Here is a 19249-nt window from a genome sequence, read left to right on the forward strand (position 1 = left end):
TACATTATATTTAACTTATTGAATTATAACGATTAATTAGTTGGCACGAATGCTGAATAGGTAAAGGTAATCAGTAAAGAGACCCAGGAGTCTGCCATGCTTAGTGCCCAAGACCGTGCCATCGTCAAATCCACTGTGCCCCTGCTGGAGAGCGGCGGCGAAGCGCTGATCACGCATTTTTACCGCATGATGCTCAGCGAATACCCAGAAGTTCGCCCGCTGTTCAACCAGGCCCACCAGGCCAGCGGTGACCAGCCCCGCGCGCTGGCCAATGGCGTGCTGATGTATGCGCGGCACATCGATCAGTTGGACCAACTGGGTGACCTGGTGGCCAAGATCATCAACAAACATGTGGCCTTGCAGATCCTGCCGGAACACTACCCGATTGTGGGCGCCTGCCTGCTGCGCGCCATCTCTGAAGTGCTCGGCAGCGAGATCGCCACGCCTGAGGTGATGAATGCCTGGGGCGCGGCCTACGGCCAGTTGGCCGACATCCTGATTGGCGCCGAAGCGGCCATCTACGATGAAAAAGCCCAGGCGCCGGGCGGCTGGCGCGGTGCGCGGCCGTTCCTGTTGGTCAAGCGTGTGGAGGAGAGCGACGAGATCATCTCGTTCTACTTTGCGCCTGTGGACAACGGCCCGATCCTGCAAGCCGCGCCGGGCCAGTACATCGGCATGAAGCTGGTGCTGGACGGCGAAGAAGTGCGCCGCAACTATTCCCTGTCGGCCCTGAGCGATGCGGGCCTGTACCGCATCAGCGTCAAACGCGAGGCCGGTGGGCGGGTGTCCAACTACCTGCATGACCAGATGCATGTCGGTGCAACCATCGACCTGTTCCCGCCATCGGGTGAGTTCACGCTGGCGGCCAGCGATAAACCGCTGGTGCTGATCAGCGGCGGGGTAGGCATCACCCCCACATTGCCCATGCTTGAAGCGGCCCTGGCAACCGAGCGCCCGGTGCACTTTATCCACTGCGCCCGCAACGGCGGTGTGCATGCGTTCCGTGATTGGGTCGATGCCCTGGCGGCCAGGCACCCGCAGCTCAAACGCTTTTACTGCTATGCCGAGGACGACGGCGTGAGCCCTGCGGCGGACAAGGTGGGGCTGTTGAGCCAGGAGCAATTGGCGGCGTGGTTACCCGAGGAACGTGACCTGGATGCGTACTTCCTGGGGCCTAAAGGCTTTATGGCGGCGATCAAACGCCATCTGAAGGCGTTGGGTGTGCCGGAGCAGCAGGCGCGCTACGAGTTCTTCGGCCCGGCGGCGGCGCTGGAATAAGTACATCTACCCTCTCCACAACAAGCCCGGCTCCCACATTGGAATGCGATTCCCTGTGGGAGCCGGGCTTGCCCGCGATGGCGTCCGCTCAGCCACAACATTTATCCCGATTAATCCGCAGTTAACCCCTCTCTGTTTTAACCATGCTCTGTGTGTAAACTTGCCGGCATTGGCACAACGACAAAGGGAAAACGGGGATGAGTGACGAATTGCGTTTAGGCAGGGAGCGGCGCTTTCTGGTGTTGCTGGGCATCATCTGCCTGGCGCTGATTGGCGGTGCGCTGTATATGCAAGTGGTGTTGGGCGAGGCGCCGTGCCCGCTATGTATCCTGCAGCGTTACGCTTTGCTGTTGATTGCGATATTTGCCTTCATCGGCGCCGCCATGCGCCGCAAAGGTGCGGTGACTGTGTTTGAAGGGCTGGTAGTCCTCAGTGCCGTGGGCGGCGTCGCAGTTGCAGGCCACCACGTCTACACCCAGTTCTTCCCGGAGGTCAGTTGCGGCGTCGATGTGCTGCAGCCGATTGTCGATGAACTGCCACTGGCCAAGGTGTTCCCACTGGGCTTCCAGGTCGACGGCTTCTGCAGCACGCCGTACCCGCCCATCCTTGGCTTGTCCCTGGCGCAATGGGCGCTGGTGGCGTTCGTGCTAACGGTGATTCTGGTGCCGCTGGGCATCTATCGCAATCGCCAACGCCAGGCCTGAGTCTGCTCGCCAAAACGCCCCGGTCTTCCTTGAAGGAAGTCCGGGGCGTTTTTGGTTGTAGGGATTTGTGAAAGGGCCGTGACGAGGGGCAACAATAGGTGTGCGCAGCGTGCGACATGTTGTCACACGGACGTTGCCGCAGGACGTTTCTGACCCATCAAACCGCCGCCTGAATTTGCACCCGATGGCTAAATTGTGCTGTCAGTTCATCGTTTGGGCGATGCCGCGAATGTCACGCCGTGCGAGCCATTGGGTGATGTCCGAATGCCTTGTTTTATGGGGGCTTGGATCCGTTTTGCAAGCCCTTACAAGGTGTAAGGGAAGTGGCGTTGTGCCCAATAACACGGCAATTTTTGTGGTTTTTGTTGGGAATCGAACACGATAAGATCGCGAACCTTTGCAGGATTAGTGAAGGATTGTTGCTGTAATCGATAAAAATTATTTCTTTATAAGACATGGTTTATACATCGCTAGCTAACTACAATCGCCCGCACTGAATGTCCGGTGCTGTTCAATATTTGAGCACTGGAGCGGTCGAGGGGCAGATGGACGGCTCTGTGCGACCCCAAGGTTCCGGCAGCCTTTCAACTATCCGCACCAAATGGAATTGGTCTGTAACAAGGCCTTTAACCACGAAATCGAATAAGAACTCACCGCAGGTCCGTGAAACGTACAGTTATGGCGTGACGGGCAGGCTCTTATTCAATCGAAGAGAAATGCCAACCCTTGGCAGGGTGAAGTGTTGGCGATCAAAACCCAACTGCATTGCGCAAGCTGCTTTAGAGGTCGTGAGATGAGTAAAAACAGGTACCCCCGATTACTAGGCTTTTTGCCGCTGATTGGCATGCTGTTAATGCTGGGAGGCTGCAAGTGGACCTTGATGGACCCAAAAGGACAGATCGGTCTGGATCAACGAAACCTGATCATCACCGCTACCCTGCTGATGCTGCTGGTCGTGGTCCCTGTGATCATCATGACCTTCGCCTTCGCCTGGAAATACCGCGCGTCGAACACCAGCGCTACCTACGCGCCTAAGTGGTCGCACTCCACCAAGATCGAAATCGCCGTGTGGCTGGTGCCGGTCCTCATCATCATCGCCCTGGGTTACATCACCTATAAGTCGACCCACGAGCTGGACCCTTACCGTCCGCTGGAATCCAACGTCAAGCCGATCAATATCGAAGTGGTCGCGCTGGACTGGAAGTGGCTGTTCATCTACCCGGACCTGGGTATCGCCACGGTCAACGAGATCCAGTTCCCGGAGAACACTCCGCTTAATTTCCGGATCACCTCCGATGCCGTGATGAACTCGTTTTTCATCCCTGCACTGGGCGGCCAGATCTACGCGATGGCGGGCATGCAGACTCGCCTGCACCTGATCGCCAACGAAAAAGCTGAAATGGAAGGCATCTCCGCGAACTACAGCGGCGCTGGCTTCACCGGCATGAAATTCAAAGCGATCTCGACGAGCCAGGAAGACTTCAACGCCTGGGTAGCCGCAGTCAAGGCCGCACCTAAACAGCTTGATCAAGCTGAATACGACGCCCTGACCAAACCAAGCCAGAACAACCCAGTCGCTCTGTACTCCGCGTTTGAGCCGGACCTGTTTCAGAAAATCGTCGACAAGTACGAAGGTATGAAGCCAGGCAAGCCGGTCAAGCACGAGAAGAAAGAAGTGGCCGTGGTTGAAGGTTCTGACACGGGCTCGCATTCAACTGCTGGGGCAGAGGAGTAAACGATGTTTGGTAAATTAAGTTGGGATGCGGTCCCGTTCCACGAGCCGATCGTGATGGTGACCATCGCCATGATCGCGCTGGGTGGTCTGGCACTGTTTGCTGCAATCACGTATTTCAAGAAGTGGACCTACCTGTGGACCGAGTGGCTGACGTCTGTCGACCACAAGAAAATCGGTGTCATGTACGTCATCGTTGCCATGGTCATGCTGCTGCGTGGTTTTGCCGACGCCATCATGATGCGTACCCAGTTGGCCATGGCCACCGAGGGTTCGCCTGGCTACCTGCCGCCTGAACACTATGACCAGATCTTCACCGCTCACGGTGTGATCATGATCATCTTCATGGCGATGCCATTCTTCACCGGCTTGATGAACCTGGCCTTGCCGCTGCAGATCGGTGCGCGTGACGTTGCCTACCCGTTCCTGAACTCCCTGAGCTTCTGGCTGCTGGTTTCCGGCGTGGTGCTGATCAACCTGTCCCTGGGCGTCGGCGAATTCGCCAAGACCGGTTGGGTTGCGTATCCGCCGTTGTCGGGTATTCAGTACAGTCCGGGCGTGGGTGTGGACTACTACATCTGGGCGCTACAGTTATCAGGACTCGGGACGACACTGACGGGGGTCAACTTCCTGGCCACCGTCCTGAAAATGCGCGCCCCTGGCATGAAACTGATGGACATGCCGATCTTCACCTGGACCTGCACCTGGGCCAACGTCCTGATCGTGGCTTCGTTCCCGATCCTGGCCGCTACCATGGCGCTGCTGTCGCTTGACCGTTACCTGGATTTCCACATTTTCACCAATGAACTTGGTGGCAATCCAATGATGTACGTGAACCTGTTCTGGGCATGGGGTCACCCTGAGGTGTACATCCTGATCCTGCCAGCGTTCGGTATCTTCTCTGAAGTGATCTCGACCTTTACCGGCAAGCGCCTGTTCGGTCACCACTCGATGGTTTATGCATCGGGCGCAATCTCTGTACTGGGCTTCATGGTGTGGCTGCACCACTTCTTCACCATGGGTTCGGGGGCCAGCGTCAACGCCTTCTTCGGCCTGGCGACGATGTTGATTTCGATCCCGACGGGGGTGAAGCTATTCAACTGGCTATTCACCATCTACCACGGCCGTCTGCGTATCACCAGCCAGGTTCTGTGGACCCTGGGCTTCATGGTGACCTTCGCCATCGGCGGCATGACCGGCGTACTGCTGGCCATTCCGGGTGCTGACTTCGTACTGCACAACAGCCTGTTCGTGATCGCGCACTTCCACAACGTGATCATCGGTGGTGCTGTATTCGGCTACATCGCAGGTTTCAGCTTCTACTTCCCGAAAGCGTTCGGCTTCAAGCTGCACGAAGGTTGGGGCAAGGCTGCATTCTGGTTCTGGATCTCGGGCTTCTTCGTCGCGTTCATGCCGCTCTACGCGCTGGGCTTCATGGGCATGACCCGTCGTCTGAACGCCACTACCAACCCTGAGTGGGTGCCGTACCTGTACGTCGCCATGTTCGGTGCGTTGATGATTGCTGCCGGTATTGCCTGCCAGCTGATCCAGCTGTACGTGAGCATCCGTGACCGTAAGCAGAACGCTTGCGACTCCGGTGACCCATGGAATGGCCACACCCTGGAATGGTCGACTTCGTCGCCACCGCCGTTCTACAACTTCGCTGTGATCCCTACTGCGAACACCATTGATGCGTTCACCGAAGCCAAGGAAGACGGTACTGCGTACCAGCGTCCTAAGCACTACGAGCCGATCCACATGCCGAACAACACCGCCACTGGCGTGGTGATGGGCGCGCTGTTGACCGTGTTCGGTTTCGCGATGATCTGGCACATCTGGTGGCTGGCAATCGTGGGCCTGGTAGGCACTATCGGTTACTTCATCATTCACGCTGCCCGTGATGATCAAGGCTACATGGTGCCGGTCGAGACGATCGAACGCATCGAAGCCGAGCAGCACGCTCGCCTGGTAGCCGAGAAGAAAATCCCGGCCAACCGTGTAGAAACCTCGTTGGAACAGGCTTAAACCATGTCGAACTTAGTGACCAATGCTGGACACGCCCATGTCGATGACCATGGGCACGATGACCATCACCACGACTCGGGGCCAATGACCGTATTCGGTTTCTGGCTCTACCTGATGACCGACTGCATCTTGTTTGCGTCGATCTTCGCGGTGTACGCGGTACTGGTAAACAACGTAGCGGGTGGCCCGTCGGGCCACGACATCTTCGAACTGCCTTACGTGCTCGGCGAAACCGCCTTGCTGTTGTTCAGTTCGATCACCTACGGTTTCGCCATGTTGGCCTTCTACAAGGGCAACAAGAAAGGCGTACTGAGCTGGTTGGCACTGACCTTCCTGTTCGGCCTGGGCTTCATCGGCATGGAGATCAACGAGTTCCACCTGCTGATCTCCGAAGGCTACGGCCCGCACCGTTCCGGCTTCCTGTCCGCGTTCTTCACGCTGGTAGGCACCCACGGTCTGCACGTAACTGCCGGCCTGCTGTGGATGGCGGTGATGATGTATCAGGTCAATAAGCACGGCCTGACCAACACCAACAAGACTCGCCTGAGCTGCCTGAGCCTGTTCTGGCACTTCCTGGACGTGGTCTGGATCTGCGTATTCACCGTCGTTTACTTGATGGGGACTCTGTAATGGCTAATGCACACTCCCATGACCATGACAGCCATGATGCGAGCCACGGCAGCGTAAAGTCTTACGCTATCGGCTTCATCCTGTCGGTCATCCTGACCCTGATCCCGTTCGGCCTGGTGATGTACCCAACCTTGCCGAAGTCGATCACCTTGATGATCGTCCTGGCGTTCGCGGTGATTCAGGTTCTGGTTCACCTGGTGTACTTCCTGCACCTGGATCGCTCGAAAGAGCAGCGCGATAACGTGATTGCGTTCGTGTTCGCAGGTCTTGTGATCCTGCTGCTGGTTGGCCTGTCGATATGGATCATGTTCAGCATCCATACGTTCATGATGGCGAAGTGAGGTAAGACCCGATGTCGCTTAAGCACTTTATCCAAATCACCAAACCGGGGATCATTTTCGGTAACGTGCTTTCTGTGGCAGGCGGTTTCTTCCTGGCCTCCAAGGGGCATGTCGATCTGGCCATTTTCTTGGCTGCGATGATCGGCACGTCCCTGGTGGTAGCTTCCGGTTGTGTGTTCAACAACTGCATCGACCGTGACATCGACTTGAAGATGGAACGCACCAAGAATCGTGTGCTGGTGCAGGGCCTTATCTCCCTGAAACTGGCACTGATCTACGCGACCGTCCTGGGTGTTGCCGGTGTAGCCCTGTTGTACAAGGTGGCCAACCCGTTGGCGGCGCTGTTTGCCGTGATCGGTTTTGTTATCTACGTCGGCCTTTACAGTCTGTACCTCAAGCGCAAGTCGGTTCACGGCACGCTGGTGGGCAGTCTGTCGGGGGCGATGCCGCCGGTGATTGGTTATGTGGCTGTAACCAATAGCTTCGACATGGCTGCGCTGGTGCTGCTGGTGATGTTCAGCCTGTGGCAGATGCCGCACTCCTATGCCATCGCGATCTTCCGCTTCAATGACTACCTGGCTGCGTCGATTCCGGTTCTGCCGGTTAAGCGTGGCATTCAGGTGGCCAAGAAACACATCCTGCTCTACATCCTGGCCTTCCTCGTGGCGACCTTGATGTTGACCTTCAGTGGCTATGCCGGCATGAGCTACCTCGCCGTCGCCGCCGCCATGGGCATGTACTGGTTGTACATGGCCTGGACCGGCTACAAGGCGGTGGATGACACCGTCTGGGCGCGCAAGCTGTTCGTGTTCTCGATCTTCACCATCACCGCGCTCAGCGTGATGATGTCCCTGGATTTCCAAGTGCCGAAAGAGCTGTTGCTGACCTACGCACACTGAGTCACCGAGCAATAAAAAGCCCCGCCTTCGCAAGAAGCGCGGGGCTTTTTATTGAGTGGCCTTTAAACTATTCCCACATTCTACAAATGCAGGAAGCAACGTGATGACTAAAAAAGCCGTGATGGTATTCAGTGGCGGGCAGGACTCGACCACCTGCCTGATCCAGGCGCTGGGGCAGTATGACGAAGTGCACTGCATTACCTTCGATTATGGCCAGCGCCATGTGGCCGAAGTTGAAGTCGCGCAGAAGTTGGCCAAGCAGTTGGGCGCCACCGTTCACAAAGTGATGGACGTGTCGCTGCTCAACGAGCTGGCGATCAGCAGCCTGACCCGCGACAACATTCCGGTGCCGACCGTGAACAGCTCGGGCGAAAGCCTGCCGAGCACGTTTGTGCCGGGGCGCAATATTCTGTTTCTGACCCTGGCGGCGATCTACGCCTATCAGGTCAAAGCTGAAAGCGTGATTACCGGTGTCTGCGAGACCGACTTCTCGGGTTACCCCGATTGCCGCGATGACTTTGTCAAAGCGCTGAACACGGCGCTTGAACTGGGCATGGACTACAAGCTGCGCCTGGACACGCCGTTGATGTGGCTGAACAAGGCTGAGACCTGGGCTTTGGCAGATTACCACCAGCAACTGGACCTGGTTCAGCACCAGACCCTGACTTGCTACAACGGCATCATCGGCACCGGCTGCGGTAATTGCGATGCATGCAACCTGCGGGCTCGGGGCTTGAATGAGTATTTGCAGGACAAGGCGGGTGTTATGAGCAGCCTGAAGCAGAAGTTGCAACTGAGCTAGGGGTTAGGGACCGTACTCGGTCTACTGTGGGAGCTGGCTTGCCTGCGATAGCATCAACTGAATGTCACTGACATACCGAGTTGTCTGCATCGCAGGCAAGCCAGCTCCCACATTTAGAGCGCATTACATCAGGCTGCGCTACCGGTAATCCAGCGTTTGAACAACGCACGCGCGCCATAGGCCGGCAGGATATTAAAAAACGCAAAGCCGACTTTGATCGCGATCTGCACGTAGATCATGCTCAAGATGTCGCTGGTCTGCATCGCGCCATAGAACGCAATAAAGCAGAACAGGAAACTGTCGATAATCACCGCAAAGAACGTACTGAGGAAAATCCGCAGGTACAGGTATTTGGAGTTGGTCAGTTCCTTGATCTTGCACAGCAAGTAGGAGTTTATGTTCTCCGACACCAGGAACGAGACCGAGGACGCGACCAGTACCGAGGACACCTGAATGATCACATCGTTGTAAGGGCCATCGAGTTTCCAGCCGGGCAGCCCTGGCAGAAACGTCGAGCCGTAGAGCAGGATGATGATCATCGCGTTACTGGCGAACGCAAACAAAATGGCACGTCTGGCCAGCCGCAGGCCGAATTGCTCGTTGAGCAAATCCACGATCAAAAACGTCAGCGGGTACAGAAACGTGCCTGGCGTGACGATGATGCCCATCGACTCCAGGTAAATAGGCTTGGTCGCGGCAATGCTGGTGAAGATATAAAACGTGAACAGCAACAGGTTCAGGATGATGTAGATCATCCAGGAATTTTCGTTGCGGTCGTTGATATCGTAGGCCGTCAGCGTCCCTCCCTGTGAATAAAACTTCTTGTACATGTTCTTAACTTCCATTTTATTGAGGTTGTCCATGATTTCGCTGTTGATGACTTCACTCAGCTTCATCTTGATGACCTTGCCGGTGGCGATAACCATGATCACCGCCAGGCGCTTGTCATTCTCAAAGCCCAGCAGCTTGTATTTGCTGTTTTCGATGCCCGCTTCATACGTTGTCATTGAAGCGCTCCTCAATGATGTCGCCGATTACACACAGGCGCTCTGAGCCAGCGCAGGCTTCAAGGGTGATAAACATCTTTTGGATGGCCCGGTCGTACACCAGCTTTTCTTTGCCCAGCGTTGACGTGCCTTTTTGCACGATGAGCAAATCGCCCGGCTCGTTGATACCGGGAATGCCACGTTCCAGGCGCACACCGATCAGGTTGTAGGAAGAGCCGAAGTAGTAGGTCAGCGGATACAGGGTGGCCAACTCGCCAATGCGCTTGTCCAGGTTCTGGATCACCAGGCTTTCCTTGAGCACCGGCACGGCGGCCGGGTTCATGTTGCCCTGTGGGGAAACACTGCTCTCGATGATTTCCTTGGCTTCAAAATCAAGGGTCTCGATTTCATCGTAGGAAACACCGAAGAAGTCCGAGATCTTGCGGACAGTGGACTGCTGCACGTTGACGACCTTGCCTTCCAGGATGTTGTAGATGGTGGTCCTGGTCAGGCCGGCGGCATTCGATAGCGACAGCTGCGTCTCGCCGCGGCTTTTGATCAAGTACTTGATGTTGCTCTTCAAGTGCTCGGTTTTTTCGCGTCTGTGTATCACGTGCTCACCACTTCCTTTTAGTCGTTAACGTCCGTTGTTTGCGCAACCACAGCAGGGAGCGCCCGTTCCGGGGGCGCTTGTGGTTTTGCGGCGGCGGGAGTGTTGCATGCGTCGGCCCTAACAATAAAGTCCGGATGCGCTGCGGGCGTGCTTTTGATGGGGCTGGAGTCTGGAAAATGAACATTTGATTTGGAAAATGTTTAATTTCCTGTTTAATTGATCCTCTCGGTTCAGGACGGACCGGCACGCAACGCCCAGGAAGGGACCCGCACTGATGGCATTCAATACCGTACCTCTGAAAGACCAGGCCGACCTGCTGCGTCGTGGCCTGGCGGATCTGCGCGCAGAAGACTTCGAACTCGCCAGCCTGCTGGATGCTGAAGTCACTCGCCAGCATCGCACCCTCTCAATGGTGGCTTCTTCCTGCGCGGTCAAGCCCCGCACTCTGGTGGCCTGCGCCTCTGCACTGGTCAACGTGAGCGCCGAAGGCACGCCCGGCAAACGCTATCGCACCGGCTGCGAAAATGTCGATTTAGTGGAATCCCTGGCCATCCGCAGGGCGCGGGAGTTGTTCGATGCACATTACGCCGGCGTGCAGCCTCATTCGGCGTCCAATGCCATATCCCAAGTGCTTTCGGCGCTGCTTGAGCCGGGCGATACGCTACTGGGCATGGCCCACGACCATGGCGGCGAACTCACCCATGGCAGCCCGGCGGTGTTTACCGGGGCCTATTACAAGGCTATCCGCTACGGCACCACCGTCGATGGCCTTATCGATTATGAGCAAGTGCGCAGCCTGGCCCTGGCCCATCGCCCACGCATCATTATTTGCGGTGCGGGTGCGTACTCAAGGGTGGTGGATTTTGAGCGGTTTCGCGCAATTGCCGACGAGGCGGGCGCCATCCTCTTGGCGGATATTTCCGCTATCGCCGGGTTGGTGGTGACGGGGCGCCACCCGAGCCCGATCAACGCCGCCCACGTCACCATCACCTGCACGCACAAGCAATTGGGCGGCCCACGGGGCGGGTTGATCCTGTGCGGCCGCGACGCCGAGGCCAAGGTGCCTGGCCTGCGGTCGACGTTCAGCCGTGTGCTGGACCAAGCCGTGTTCCCGCGTATGCAAGGGGCGCCGGCGGTGAATATGATCGCGGCAAAAGCGGCTGCCTTCGGGTACGCGAAGTCAGCAGAGTTTGATGCCTGTATGGGGCGTGGCCGTGCGCTTGCCGATGAGGTGGCCAGTGCGTTTGCGGCCCAGGGTTACGACGTGGTGGGCGGGCGCAGTGACAACCATACGGTACTGATCCGGTTGCCGGGCGCCATGACCGGCGCCATCGCCGAGGCGGCCCTTGAGTCTTGCGCCATTGTGGTGAGCAAGCACCGCGTACCAGGCGAGACACGCTCGAAGTTGGTCACCAGCGGTTTGTGTATTGGCACCGGCTGCATGGCGCAACGCGAACTCGACGCCGAGGGTTGCCGCCAGGTGATTGCGCTGGTGTGCCGGGTGTTGGAAAACGTCACCCCGCTGGGCGAACAGGACTATCGGCTTGAGCCTGAGGTGCGCGAGCAGGTGCGCACAGCGGTAGAGGCCCTGTGCATGAACTACCCGATCGCCGACTACCTGGAGGGTTGATCACGGCGCAGGTGGCTAAATCAGCCGAGCGCCTTCTCGTCATACTTCTTTGTACGAACCGTGAGAAACCATCACCCGTCTACAAGGAGTCGCGCCATGTTCAGCGTAAGTCGTCGGTCTCTTCTCGCCTTTGGCGCGGCCCTGCCGGTGCTGGGCCGCCTGGATTGGGCGGTCGCCAGCCAGCCAGCGGCTCCGGCGGACACGGTGCGGCTTAATTACAACGAAAGCCCCTACGGTCCCTCGGACTCCGCCCGCGAGGCGATGCAGCGTGGCATCGGCCTCTCCGGGCTGTACCCCTATGGTTACATGTACGGCTTGGCCGAGCAGTTCGCCAAGGCGCACGGGCTTGTCGAAGAACAGGTCGCTGTATTTGCCGGCTCCATGGCCGCCTTGCGCTACGCGGTGCTGGCGTTTACCAGCCAGACTCGTGGTCTGGTGATGGCCACGCCGTCCTATGAAGTACCGCGTCAGGCCGCCGAAGCCTGGCAGGCGCCGGTGCACGAAGTGAGCCTTAATGCCAACCACGCCCATGACGTGCCGGCCATGCTCGCCGCCGACCCTCACGCGGGCATGCTGTACCTGTGCAACCCCAACAACCCGACCGGCACCCTGACGCCCACCGCAGCGATCCGTCAGGCGCTTGCGAACAAACCCAAAGGCTGCGTGCTGGTGGTGGACGAGGCCTACATCGACTTCTGCGATGCCCCAAGCTGCGTGAGTTGGGTCAAGGACCACGACGATTTGCTGGTGCTGCGCACTTTCTCGAAAATCTACGGCATGGCCGGCGCGCGCCTGGGCTTGGCGGTAGGCCACCCAGCGTTGCTGGAACGCCTGGCAGTGTTTGGTGGCGACAATGTGCCGGCGGCGTCCACGTTACTCGGAGCACGGGCAAGCCTGGACGACCTCAAGCTGGTGCCGCAACGCAAGGCGCTCAATGCCCAACTGCGTGACGAAACCGTGGCCTGGCTCAAGGCGCGGGATTTTACCTGCACCGCGTCGCAAAGCAATTGCTTCATGATTAACGTGAAACAACCTGCAGAACAGGTGATCGAGAAGCTGGCTGCACAGGGCGTATTGGTCGGGCGGGTGTGGGAGGATTGGCCGCAGTGGGTGCGGGTGACGGTGGGCAACAAACAGGAGATGGCGCGGTTTCGCGAGGTGTTCGCGAGTCTTTAAAGCAACACAAAACCCATGTGGGAGCTGGCTTGCCTGCGATAGCAGCACCTCGGTCTATCAGGCAAACCGAGGTGATGCTATCGCAGGCAAGCCAGCTCCCACCTTTTGAGCAATGCGTTACTGCTGCTGCGCGATGCTGTACCCATCAAACGCCGTCTGCTGCTGCAGCGCAGTAATCACACTCTTGCGGCTCAACGGCTGCTCGGCGCCGGCGTTATCCACAAAGCTCTCGGTTTCAAGCTCAGCCTCATCACCTTCACCCACAAAGCTGAAGCCTAAAAACTCGAATGCCTCACGGTCAACGTTGAGCTTGGAGCGCGGCGTGCGCAGCGGCAGGGTGACGCTGATGCCATCCTTGCTGATCACAAACACTTCGGCTTCTTTCTTGGCCCGTGCAGCCTTGCCCTTACCGGCGCTTGGGTTGCTGATGGCCTGGTGAGACTGGTTCAGCACCTTGAGGGCCAGGCCGTAGACCAGCTCCTGGAACTCGGGGTCGTCCTTGAAACTGGAGAGGATGCGGCTGATCGAGAACTTACTGCTCAAGTCTTCCAGGGCGATGTTGTCGGCCGCTTCGGCATCCTTGAGTTGCTTGAGCTGGCCCATCAGGTCGTAGGCCTTGTCGTCGTCGAAAGCGTCATGGGCCTGGCGAATGGCCACGCGCAGTTCACGGATCTGGTCGCTTTCCTTGGAGGTGTGGAACGCGTCCAGCACCATCTCGCTGATGATCTTGGCCGCAGGCACATGCTGTGAAAGATTGATGGCGTTTTCGTATTCGGCCTTCGAGTGCAGGGCGACTACGGATTCTTCGGCGGCGTGTTCGGTGTAAGAATCAGACATTGAAATTTCACTACTTCAGTAAACGGAGACAAAAAAGCGTCGCGCATTTTCGGCGGCATGGGAGATCAGGTCAAGGCAGCACACTGCCCTTATCGCCGCGTAATGCGCTCAGCGCCCGCTGCAAGCGCACGGCCCGCCCGCAGAACAGACCAACGGTAAACCCCGACACACCGCCCACGGCCATCAACATTTCAGGTGTGCTTAACAGCAGTGGATGCACGGCCTGCTGATAGCCGAAGTAGTACTTCACCGCAAAGAACAGCTGCGAGATCAGCAGGGTTTTCCAGGTGCCCGCCAGCACCAGCGTTTCGCCATTGGCATCGAGCCGGGCGCCGTCGGCGTTGAACAGCAACATCCCCAGCAGGCTGCCCGCGAGCGCACCCGCGACCCAGGCGCCGCTCGACAGGATCGAGGGCGCCAGCGACATCAGCGACCACACCACCAGCACCACCGGCAAAATCAGCAGCGAGCGGCGATTCTCACGCCCGCCCATGCAGGCCTTGATGCCGTAATAACAAATCCACAGGTAGATGGCGTACACCCACAGGGGCGTGCCTTGGAGGATATCGAGCATGGGTGCTTCCTTGCGGGGTTTGGTGGCGCTGATAGTCGTTGAGCCATCATCGTTTTGTCCATCGATTTGGCGCTGACCCACATCAACACCCTCCAGCGCAAAACCCGTTACAACACAGCGGCCTGATGAACCCATAAAAACAACCGCTGGCCTGCGCCGAGGGGACTACTCCACGCCAGGTTATTAAAGGATTAATGCAATGGCCTTTTCATTGTCCCGCCTGGCCTTGCTGGGGGCGACGCTGTGTCTTGCGCTACCTCTGCACGCCGCCCCAACCCAAATCGAGCAGGGTCAATACGTGGCCCAACTGGGCGACTGCATCGCCTGCCATACCGCCAGGCAAGGTCAGGTGATGGCCGGCGGGCTGGAGCTGAGCACGCCGATGGGCACGATTTATTCGAGCAACATCACACCGGACCGCGACACCGGTATCGGCAACTACAGTTTCGAGCAGTTCGACAAGGTGATGCGCGAAGGCGTGACGCCGGCGGGCATCAACCTTTACCCGGCGATGCCGTATCCGTCCTACGCGAAGATGAGCGCAGAGGACATGCGCGCCCTGTACGCCTACCTGATGCAAGGCGTGGAGCCGGTGCAACAGGCCAACCTTGAGGCGGACATGGGCTTCCCGTTCAATCAGCGCTGGGGCCTGGCGCTGTGGAATGTTGCCTTTCTCGACAAGCAACCGTTCCAACCTGACCCGCAGCGTAGCGGGGTGCTCAACCGTGGTGCCTACCTGGTCCAGGGCCTGGGGCATTGCGGCTCGTGCCACACGCCACGGGGCATCGCCTTCCAGGAAAAAGCCATGAGCGATGCGGGCCGCAGCGGCCGGCATTACCTGGCCGGTGAAACCGTCGAGCACTGGCGCGCCCTGAGCCTGCGCAACCTGTGGACGGTGCCAGACACCGTGCAACTGCTCAAGACCGGGCAGAACCGCTTTGCCACGGTCGCTGGCAACATGGCCGATGTGATCCACCACAGCACCCAGCATTTCAGTGACGACGACCTCACGGCCATCGCCAGTTACCTCAAATCCCTGCCGCCCGGTAAAGATGATCTGCCAATGCCAGCGGTCGCCCAAGCACCGGCCGCACCGCCAGCCGACCTGTTCACCAGCCGTGGCGGCCTGGGCTATATGCAGTTTTGCAGTGATTGCCACCGCAGTGACGGCGCTGGCGTAAAAGGCCTGTTTCCACCTTTGGCCGGTAACCCGAGCATTGCCTCGAACAACCCGACTTCGCTGTTGCATATCACCCTGACCGGCTGGGAAACCGCGCAAACCGCCGCCCACCCAAGGGTCTACACCATGCCCGGTTTCAGCCGACTGGCCGATCAGGAAATCGCCGAAATTCTCACTTTCGTGCGCACCCGTTGGGGCAACGAAGGCACGCCAATCAATGCGGGCCAAGTGAAGAAACTGCGTGACCAACTCAACCCTGACACCACCGATTCGTCAGCCTTCGAAACCCCAAGGCTGGCGAATTTGCTCGCCGCACCCAACGCCGACCAGGTTATTCGCGGCATGCGCCTGCACCTGCAAACCAAGGCGCTGCTGCCGGATAACGTCGGCAATTCGCTCAACTGCGCTAGTTGCCATCTCAACGCCGGCACCGTGGCGGATGGTTCGCCGTTTGTGGGTGTGTCGGCGTTCTTCCCCAGTTACGCGCCGCGTGCGGGCAAGGTGGTGACGCTGGAGGAGCGCATCAATGGCTGTTTCCGCCGTTCCATGAACGGCAAGCCGCTGGCGCCGCAGTCGGCGGATATGCAGGCGATGGTCGCCTACTTTGACTGGATGAAAAACAACACCCGCCCTGAAGATAAAGTCGCCGGGCGCGGCGTGGGCAAGATCGACCCGGCGATCAAGCCGGATCTGGTCAACGGCAAGCAGGTGTATACCAAGCAATGCGCGGTGTGCCATGGCGATAACGGCCAAGGCCTGGTGCGTTCCGACGGCGAGCTGGTGTACCCGCCATTGTGGGGCGAGCAGTCGTTCAACATCGGCGCCGGTATGGCACGGCCTTACACCGCGGCGGCGTTTGTGAAACGCAACATGCCGATCGGCTTCCACGAAAAATTCCCGTTGGGGCAGGGCGGTTTGTCGGACCAGGAAGCTGTGGACGTGGCGGCGTACTTCTCCGGCCAACCGCGCCCGGATTTCCCGGACAAGGTCAGAGACTGGCCCAACGGCGGCAAGCCCGTGGATGCGCGCTACTAGTTCAACTGCTTAAGGCAGGTCTCGAGAATATCCAGGCCTTGCTCCAGCACCGCAGGCTCAGTGGTCAGCGGTGCCAGCAGGCGGATGATATGCCGCGATTTGCCGCTGGGCATCAGCAGCAAGCCGGCATCGCGTGCCAGGCTGAGCAGTTGGGTCAGTTGCTGGGGAGCGGGCGTGCCGTCGGCATGGGCCAGCTCGATGCCGCGCATGGCACCCACGCCGGTCAGGCGGCCCAGATAGGGCGACAGTTGCTGCTCGCGCCAGGCGGCATAACGGCGAACGATGGCGGCTTCCTGCTGTGACCCCCAGGTTTTCAATTGCGCGTCGGTCATCGCATCCAATGTTGCCAAAGCAGCCGCGCAGGCAATTGGGTTTCCGGAATAGGTGCCACCGAGGCCGCCTTTGGGCAAGTTGTCGAGCAGCGCCTTGCGCCCGACCACCGCGCCCAATGGCACGCCACCGGCGATGCTTTTGCCGAGCAGGATCAGATCCGGCTCGATGCCCAGGCGCGAGAAGGCAAAACGCTGGCCGGTACGCCCGAAGCCGGACTGGATTTCATCGGCAATCAGCAGGATGTTTTTATCATCACAGAAGCGGCGCAGGGCCTGGGCGAACTCGATGTCCAGGGCCAGAAAGCCGCCTTCGCCCTGCACCGGCTCGATGATGAAACAGGCCACATCGTTGACGTCGATTTCCACGCTGAACAGACGGTCCATGGCCTTCAGGGCTTCGGCGCAGGTCACACCGTTATCGGCGCTGGGGTAGGGCAGGTGATACACCGGGCCGGGTAGCACGCCGACCTTTTGCTTGTAGGGCGCCACCTTGCCATTGAGGTTGAGGGTGGCCAGGGTGCGGCCGTGGAAGGCGCCGTCAAAGGCGATCACCGCCGTGCGGCCGGTGGCGCCGCGCACGATTTTCAAGGCGTTTTCCGCCGCTTCCGCGCCGCTGTTGGTGAGCATGCCGCTTACCGCGTAATCCACCGGGATAAACGCACAAAGGCGATCCATCAGCTCGATGTAGGGCGCATGCGGCGCGGCGTTGAAGGCATAGTGGGTGAGCCGGGTGGCTTGTTCGCGAATCGCTTCCACTACGCCTGGGTGACAGTGCCCGAGGTTGAGCACGCCAATGCCACCGACAAAATCGATATAGCGCTTGCCCGTGGTGTCCCAGACTTCGGCATTTTTACCGTGACTGAGGCTGATGGGGTGAACGATGGAAATCGACTGGCTGATGCTTTCGCGGCTCATGAATCGGGGACTCGGCAGTGGCGGGCGTGTATTTATCTAAGCCGCGCGCCCGGCTTTGCCGCAAACGAAATAAAGTCGCCGGGTCATTCCAAATCGGAAGGAGCTGTTGCCTAAAGGTCGTTTGTGGCCACGCTGCAAACCTGACAATACTGCCGGGCAACCTCAGAAACCGGCGCGGGCAGTGCGGCGCCGAATAATAAAAGACTCACAGGGAGTGCCTCGCATGAACCACCTCAAAACCCTTATCGCTGCCACGGCCGTGGCGCTTGCCGGCAGTGCCCACGCGGGCGTGACCCTGGACGCGATCCAGAAAAAAGGCTTTATCCAGTGCGGCGTCAGTGACGGCCTGCCGGGCTTCGGCGTGCCCGACAGCCAGGGCAAGATGACCGGCATCGATGTTGATGTGTGCCACGCCGTGGCCGCGGCTGTGTTCGGCGATGCGTCAAAAGTGAAGTTCACCCAGTTGACCGCCAAGGAGCGATTCACCGCGCTGCAATCGGGCGAAATCGATCTGATTTCGCGCAACACCACTTGGACCAGTTCCCGCGATTCCGGCATGGGCCTGGTGTTTACCGGCGTGACCTATTACGACGGCATCGGCTTTCTGGTCAACAACAAGTTGGGCGTGACCGCCGCCAAGCAACTCGATGGCGCGACCGTCTGCATCCAGGCCGGCACCACCACCGAACTCAACGTTTCCGATTATTTTCGTACCCACGGCATGAAGTACACGCCGATCACCTTCGACACCGCCGACGAGAGCGCCAAGGGCCTGGAAGCCGGGCGTTGCGACGTGCTCACCACCGACCAGTCGGGCCTGTATGCCCAGCGCATCAAGATGGCCCACCCGGATGAGTTCGTGGTGCTGCCCGAGGTGATCTCCAAAGAGCCGTTGGGGCCGCTGGTGCGCAAGGGCGACGATGAGTGGTTCAGCATCGTCAAGTGGACCCTGTTTGCCATGCTCAATGCCGAAGAAATGGGCATCACCTCGCAGAATGTCGAGGCGCAGGCCAAGTCCACTCAGAACCCCGACGTTGCGCGGCTGCTCGGGGCCGACGGCGATTACGGCAAAGACCTGAAGCTGCGCAAGGATTGGGTGGTGCAGATCGTCAAGCAAGTGGGCAACTACGACGAAGTGTTCGAACGCAATATCGGCCAGGGCAGCGTGCTGAAGATCAAGCGCGGGCTCAATGCGTTGTGGAGCAATGGCGGCATCCAGTACGCACCGCCGGTGCGTTGACTGAACACTGCCTCAGGTGGGAGCTGGCTTGCCTGCGATGGCCACAGGTATCTCCACAACTTTCTAAGGCCGCCACACTCCTCTGTGGCGAGCGGGCTTGCCCGCGTTGGGCTGCGCAGCAGCCCCAGTGCGGGTACCGTGATACTCCTGAAAGAACTCTGCGTCTGTTTTTTGGGGCTGCTGCGCAGCCCAACGCAGGACAAGCCTGCTCGCCACAACAGCCCACTTGTCACAGACGTGGTATGTGTAGATATCTATGCTGCGATGACGGCCTACCTGTGAGTGCATCGGTTACTGACACACGGCTAGCGCAGGCAAGC

At 58.8% G+C, this 19249-nt stretch carries 17 protein-coding genes and 1 pseudogene; 12 read left to right on the plus strand and 6 right to left on the minus strand.

Annotated elements, in window-relative coordinates; translation table 11 throughout:
- The first annotated feature begins 96 nt into the window (after positions 1-96).
- Positions 97-1278, plus strand: coding sequence for an NO-inducible flavohemoprotein (gene hmpA / locus AOA62_RS19265; protein WP_017135073.1), 1182 nt, complete (start codon positions 97-99; stop codon positions 1276-1278).
- 197 nt (positions 1279-1475) lie between these two features.
- Complete coding sequence (locus tag AOA62_RS19270) at positions 1476-1982, plus strand: disulfide bond formation protein B (RefSeq protein ID WP_017135072.1); 507 nt, start codon at positions 1476-1478, stop codon at positions 1980-1982.
- 474 nt (positions 1983-2456) lie between these two features.
- On the opposite strand, the pseudogene AOA62_RS32665 reads toward AOA62_RS19270, so the two are convergent.
- Positions 2457-2748: pseudogene (locus tag AOA62_RS32665) on the minus strand (hypothetical protein).
- 27 nt (positions 2749-2775) lie between these two features.
- On the opposite strand from AOA62_RS32665, the gene cyoA reads away from it, so the two are divergent.
- From cyoA to queC, 6 genes are all read left to right on the plus strand, one after another.
- Positions 2776-3717 (plus strand): ubiquinol oxidase subunit II, encoded by a 942-nt coding sequence (gene cyoA / locus AOA62_RS19280; protein ID WP_026013527.1) that lies wholly within the window; start codon positions 2776-2778, stop codon positions 3715-3717.
- 3 nt (positions 3718-3720) lie between these two features.
- Positions 3721-5739 (plus strand): cytochrome o ubiquinol oxidase subunit I, encoded by a 2019-nt coding sequence (cyoB, locus tag AOA62_RS19285; protein ID WP_017135070.1) that lies wholly within the window; start codon positions 3721-3723, stop codon positions 5737-5739.
- A 3-nt stretch (positions 5740-5742) separates the two neighbouring features.
- Complete coding sequence (locus AOA62_RS19290; protein WP_010206435.1) at positions 5743-6369, plus strand: cytochrome o ubiquinol oxidase subunit III; 627 nt, start codon at positions 5743-5745, stop codon at positions 6367-6369.
- Positions 6369-6710, plus strand: coding sequence for a cytochrome o ubiquinol oxidase subunit IV (cyoD, locus tag AOA62_RS19295; protein ID WP_010206434.1), 342 nt, complete (start codon positions 6369-6371; stop codon positions 6708-6710). The genes AOA62_RS19290 and cyoD overlap by 1 nt, the downstream gene beginning before the upstream one ends.
- A gap of 11 nt (positions 6711-6721) precedes the next feature.
- The gene (gene cyoE / locus AOA62_RS19300; RefSeq protein ID WP_017135069.1) at positions 6722-7609 is read left to right on the plus strand and encodes a heme o synthase; all 888 of its coding nucleotides are present in this window, start codon (positions 6722-6724) and stop codon (positions 7607-7609) included.
- 103 nt (positions 7610-7712) lie between these two features.
- On the plus strand, positions 7713-8411 hold the full coding sequence (gene queC / locus AOA62_RS19305) for a 7-cyano-7-deazaguanine synthase QueC (protein ID WP_017135068.1): 699 nt from the start codon (positions 7713-7715) through the stop codon (positions 8409-8411).
- A gap of 128 nt (positions 8412-8539) precedes the next feature.
- Here the strand turns inward: queC and AOA62_RS19310 are convergent, their stop codons facing one another.
- Positions 8540-9418, minus strand: coding sequence for a queuosine precursor transporter (locus AOA62_RS19310; protein WP_017135067.1), 879 nt, complete (start codon positions 9416-9418; stop codon positions 8540-8542).
- Entirely contained in the window at positions 9405-10010 is a 606-nt protein-coding gene (locus tag AOA62_RS19315; protein WP_017135066.1) for a helix-turn-helix transcriptional regulator, read from the minus strand. Before AOA62_RS19315 ends, AOA62_RS19310 begins: the two co-directional genes overlap by 14 nt.
- A gap of 274 nt (positions 10011-10284) precedes the next feature.
- On the opposite strand from AOA62_RS19315, the gene glyA reads away from it, so the two are divergent.
- Both glyA and AOA62_RS19325 read left to right on the plus strand, forming a co-directional pair.
- Complete coding sequence (glyA, locus tag AOA62_RS19320; RefSeq protein ID WP_099549451.1) at positions 10285-11640, plus strand: serine hydroxymethyltransferase; 1356 nt, start codon at positions 10285-10287, stop codon at positions 11638-11640.
- Positions 11641-11736: 96 nt separating this feature from the next.
- The gene (locus AOA62_RS19325; RefSeq protein ID WP_099549452.1) at positions 11737-12816 is read left to right on the plus strand and encodes a pyridoxal phosphate-dependent aminotransferase; all 1080 of its coding nucleotides are present in this window, start codon (positions 11737-11739) and stop codon (positions 12814-12816) included.
- A gap of 117 nt (positions 12817-12933) precedes the next feature.
- On the opposite strand, the gene AOA62_RS19330 is transcribed toward AOA62_RS19325, so the two are convergent.
- Together AOA62_RS19330 and AOA62_RS19335 are read right to left on the minus strand one after the other, a co-directional pair.
- Positions 12934-13653, minus strand: coding sequence for a hypothetical protein (locus AOA62_RS19330; RefSeq protein WP_099549453.1), 720 nt, complete (start codon positions 13651-13653; stop codon positions 12934-12936).
- A 70-nt stretch (positions 13654-13723) separates the two neighbouring features.
- Positions 13724-14362 carry a DUF6622 family protein gene (locus AOA62_RS19335; protein WP_368665711.1) on the minus strand — a complete coding sequence of 213 codons (639 nt, stop codon included), beginning with the start codon at positions 14360-14362 and terminating at the stop codon, positions 13724-13726.
- A 64-nt stretch (positions 14363-14426) separates the two neighbouring features.
- Between AOA62_RS19335 and AOA62_RS19340 the strand changes: the two genes are divergently transcribed.
- Positions 14427-16442, plus strand: a complete 2016-nt coding sequence (locus AOA62_RS19340) for a c-type cytochrome (RefSeq protein ID WP_099549455.1) — start codon at positions 14427-14429, stop codon at positions 16440-16442.
- Here the strand turns inward: AOA62_RS19340 and AOA62_RS19345 are convergent.
- Complete coding sequence (locus tag AOA62_RS19345; protein ID WP_099549456.1) at positions 16439-17689, minus strand: aspartate aminotransferase family protein; 1251 nt, start codon at positions 17687-17689, stop codon at positions 16439-16441. The genes AOA62_RS19340 and AOA62_RS19345 overlap by 4 nt on opposite strands.
- Positions 17690-17912: 223 nt before the next feature.
- Between AOA62_RS19345 and AOA62_RS19350 the strand changes: the two genes are divergently transcribed.
- Positions 17913-18929 carry an amino acid ABC transporter substrate-binding protein gene (locus AOA62_RS19350; protein ID WP_026013555.1) on the plus strand — a complete coding sequence of 339 codons (1017 nt, stop codon included), beginning with the start codon at positions 17913-17915 and terminating at the stop codon, positions 18927-18929.
- Positions 18930-19249: the final 320 nt, after the last annotated feature.

Origin of the sequence: Pseudomonas sp. 2995-3, assembly GCF_002742565.1 — a bacterium.
GTDB classification, from domain to species: domain Bacteria; phylum Pseudomonadota; class Gammaproteobacteria; order Pseudomonadales; family Pseudomonadaceae; genus Aquipseudomonas; species Aquipseudomonas edaphica.

What these genes read in the sequence shown, in the direction of transcription:
- hmpA (WP_017135073.1), top strand. Translation starts at nt 97, where the DNA reads ATGCTTAGTGCCCAAGACCGTGCCATCGTCAAATCCACTGTGCCCCTG.
- AOA62_RS19270 (WP_017135072.1), top strand. Translation starts at nt 1,476, where the DNA reads ATGAGTGACGAATTGCGTTTAGGCAGGGAGCGGCGCTTTCTGGTGTTG.
- cyoA (WP_026013527.1), top strand. Translation starts at nt 2,776, where the DNA reads ATGAGTAAAAACAGGTACCCCCGATTACTAGGCTTTTTGCCGCTGATT.
- cyoB (WP_017135070.1), top strand. Translation starts at nt 3,721, where the DNA reads ATGTTTGGTAAATTAAGTTGGGATGCGGTCCCGTTCCACGAGCCGATC.
- AOA62_RS19290 (WP_010206435.1), top strand. Translation starts at nt 5,743, where the DNA reads ATGTCGAACTTAGTGACCAATGCTGGACACGCCCATGTCGATGACCAT.
- cyoD (WP_010206434.1), top strand. Translation starts at nt 6,369, where the DNA reads ATGGCTAATGCACACTCCCATGACCATGACAGCCATGATGCGAGCCAC.
- cyoE (WP_017135069.1), top strand. Translation starts at nt 6,722, where the DNA reads ATGTCGCTTAAGCACTTTATCCAAATCACCAAACCGGGGATCATTTTC.
- queC (WP_017135068.1), top strand. Translation starts at nt 7,713, where the DNA reads ATGACTAAAAAAGCCGTGATGGTATTCAGTGGCGGGCAGGACTCGACC.
- AOA62_RS19310 (WP_017135067.1), bottom strand. Translation starts at nt 9,418, where the DNA reads ATGACAACGTATGAAGCGGGCATCGAAAACAGCAAATACAAGCTGCTG.
- glyA (WP_099549451.1), top strand. Translation starts at nt 10,285, where the DNA reads ATGGCATTCAATACCGTACCTCTGAAAGACCAGGCCGACCTGCTGCGT.
- AOA62_RS19325 (WP_099549452.1), top strand. Translation starts at nt 11,737, where the DNA reads ATGTTCAGCGTAAGTCGTCGGTCTCTTCTCGCCTTTGGCGCGGCCCTG.
- AOA62_RS19330 (WP_099549453.1), bottom strand. Translation starts at nt 13,653, where the DNA reads ATGTCTGATTCTTACACCGAACACGCCGCCGAAGAATCCGTAGTCGCC.
- AOA62_RS19335 (WP_368665711.1), bottom strand. Translation starts at nt 14,362, where the DNA reads ATGGGTTCATCAGGCCGCTGTGTTGTAACGGGTTTTGCGCTGGAGGGT.
- AOA62_RS19340 (WP_099549455.1), top strand. Translation starts at nt 14,427, where the DNA reads ATGGCCTTTTCATTGTCCCGCCTGGCCTTGCTGGGGGCGACGCTGTGT.
- AOA62_RS19345 (WP_099549456.1), bottom strand. Translation starts at nt 17,689, where the DNA reads ATGAGCCGCGAAAGCATCAGCCAGTCGATTTCCATCGTTCACCCCATC.
- AOA62_RS19350 (WP_026013555.1), top strand. Translation starts at nt 17,913, where the DNA reads ATGAACCACCTCAAAACCCTTATCGCTGCCACGGCCGTGGCGCTTGCC.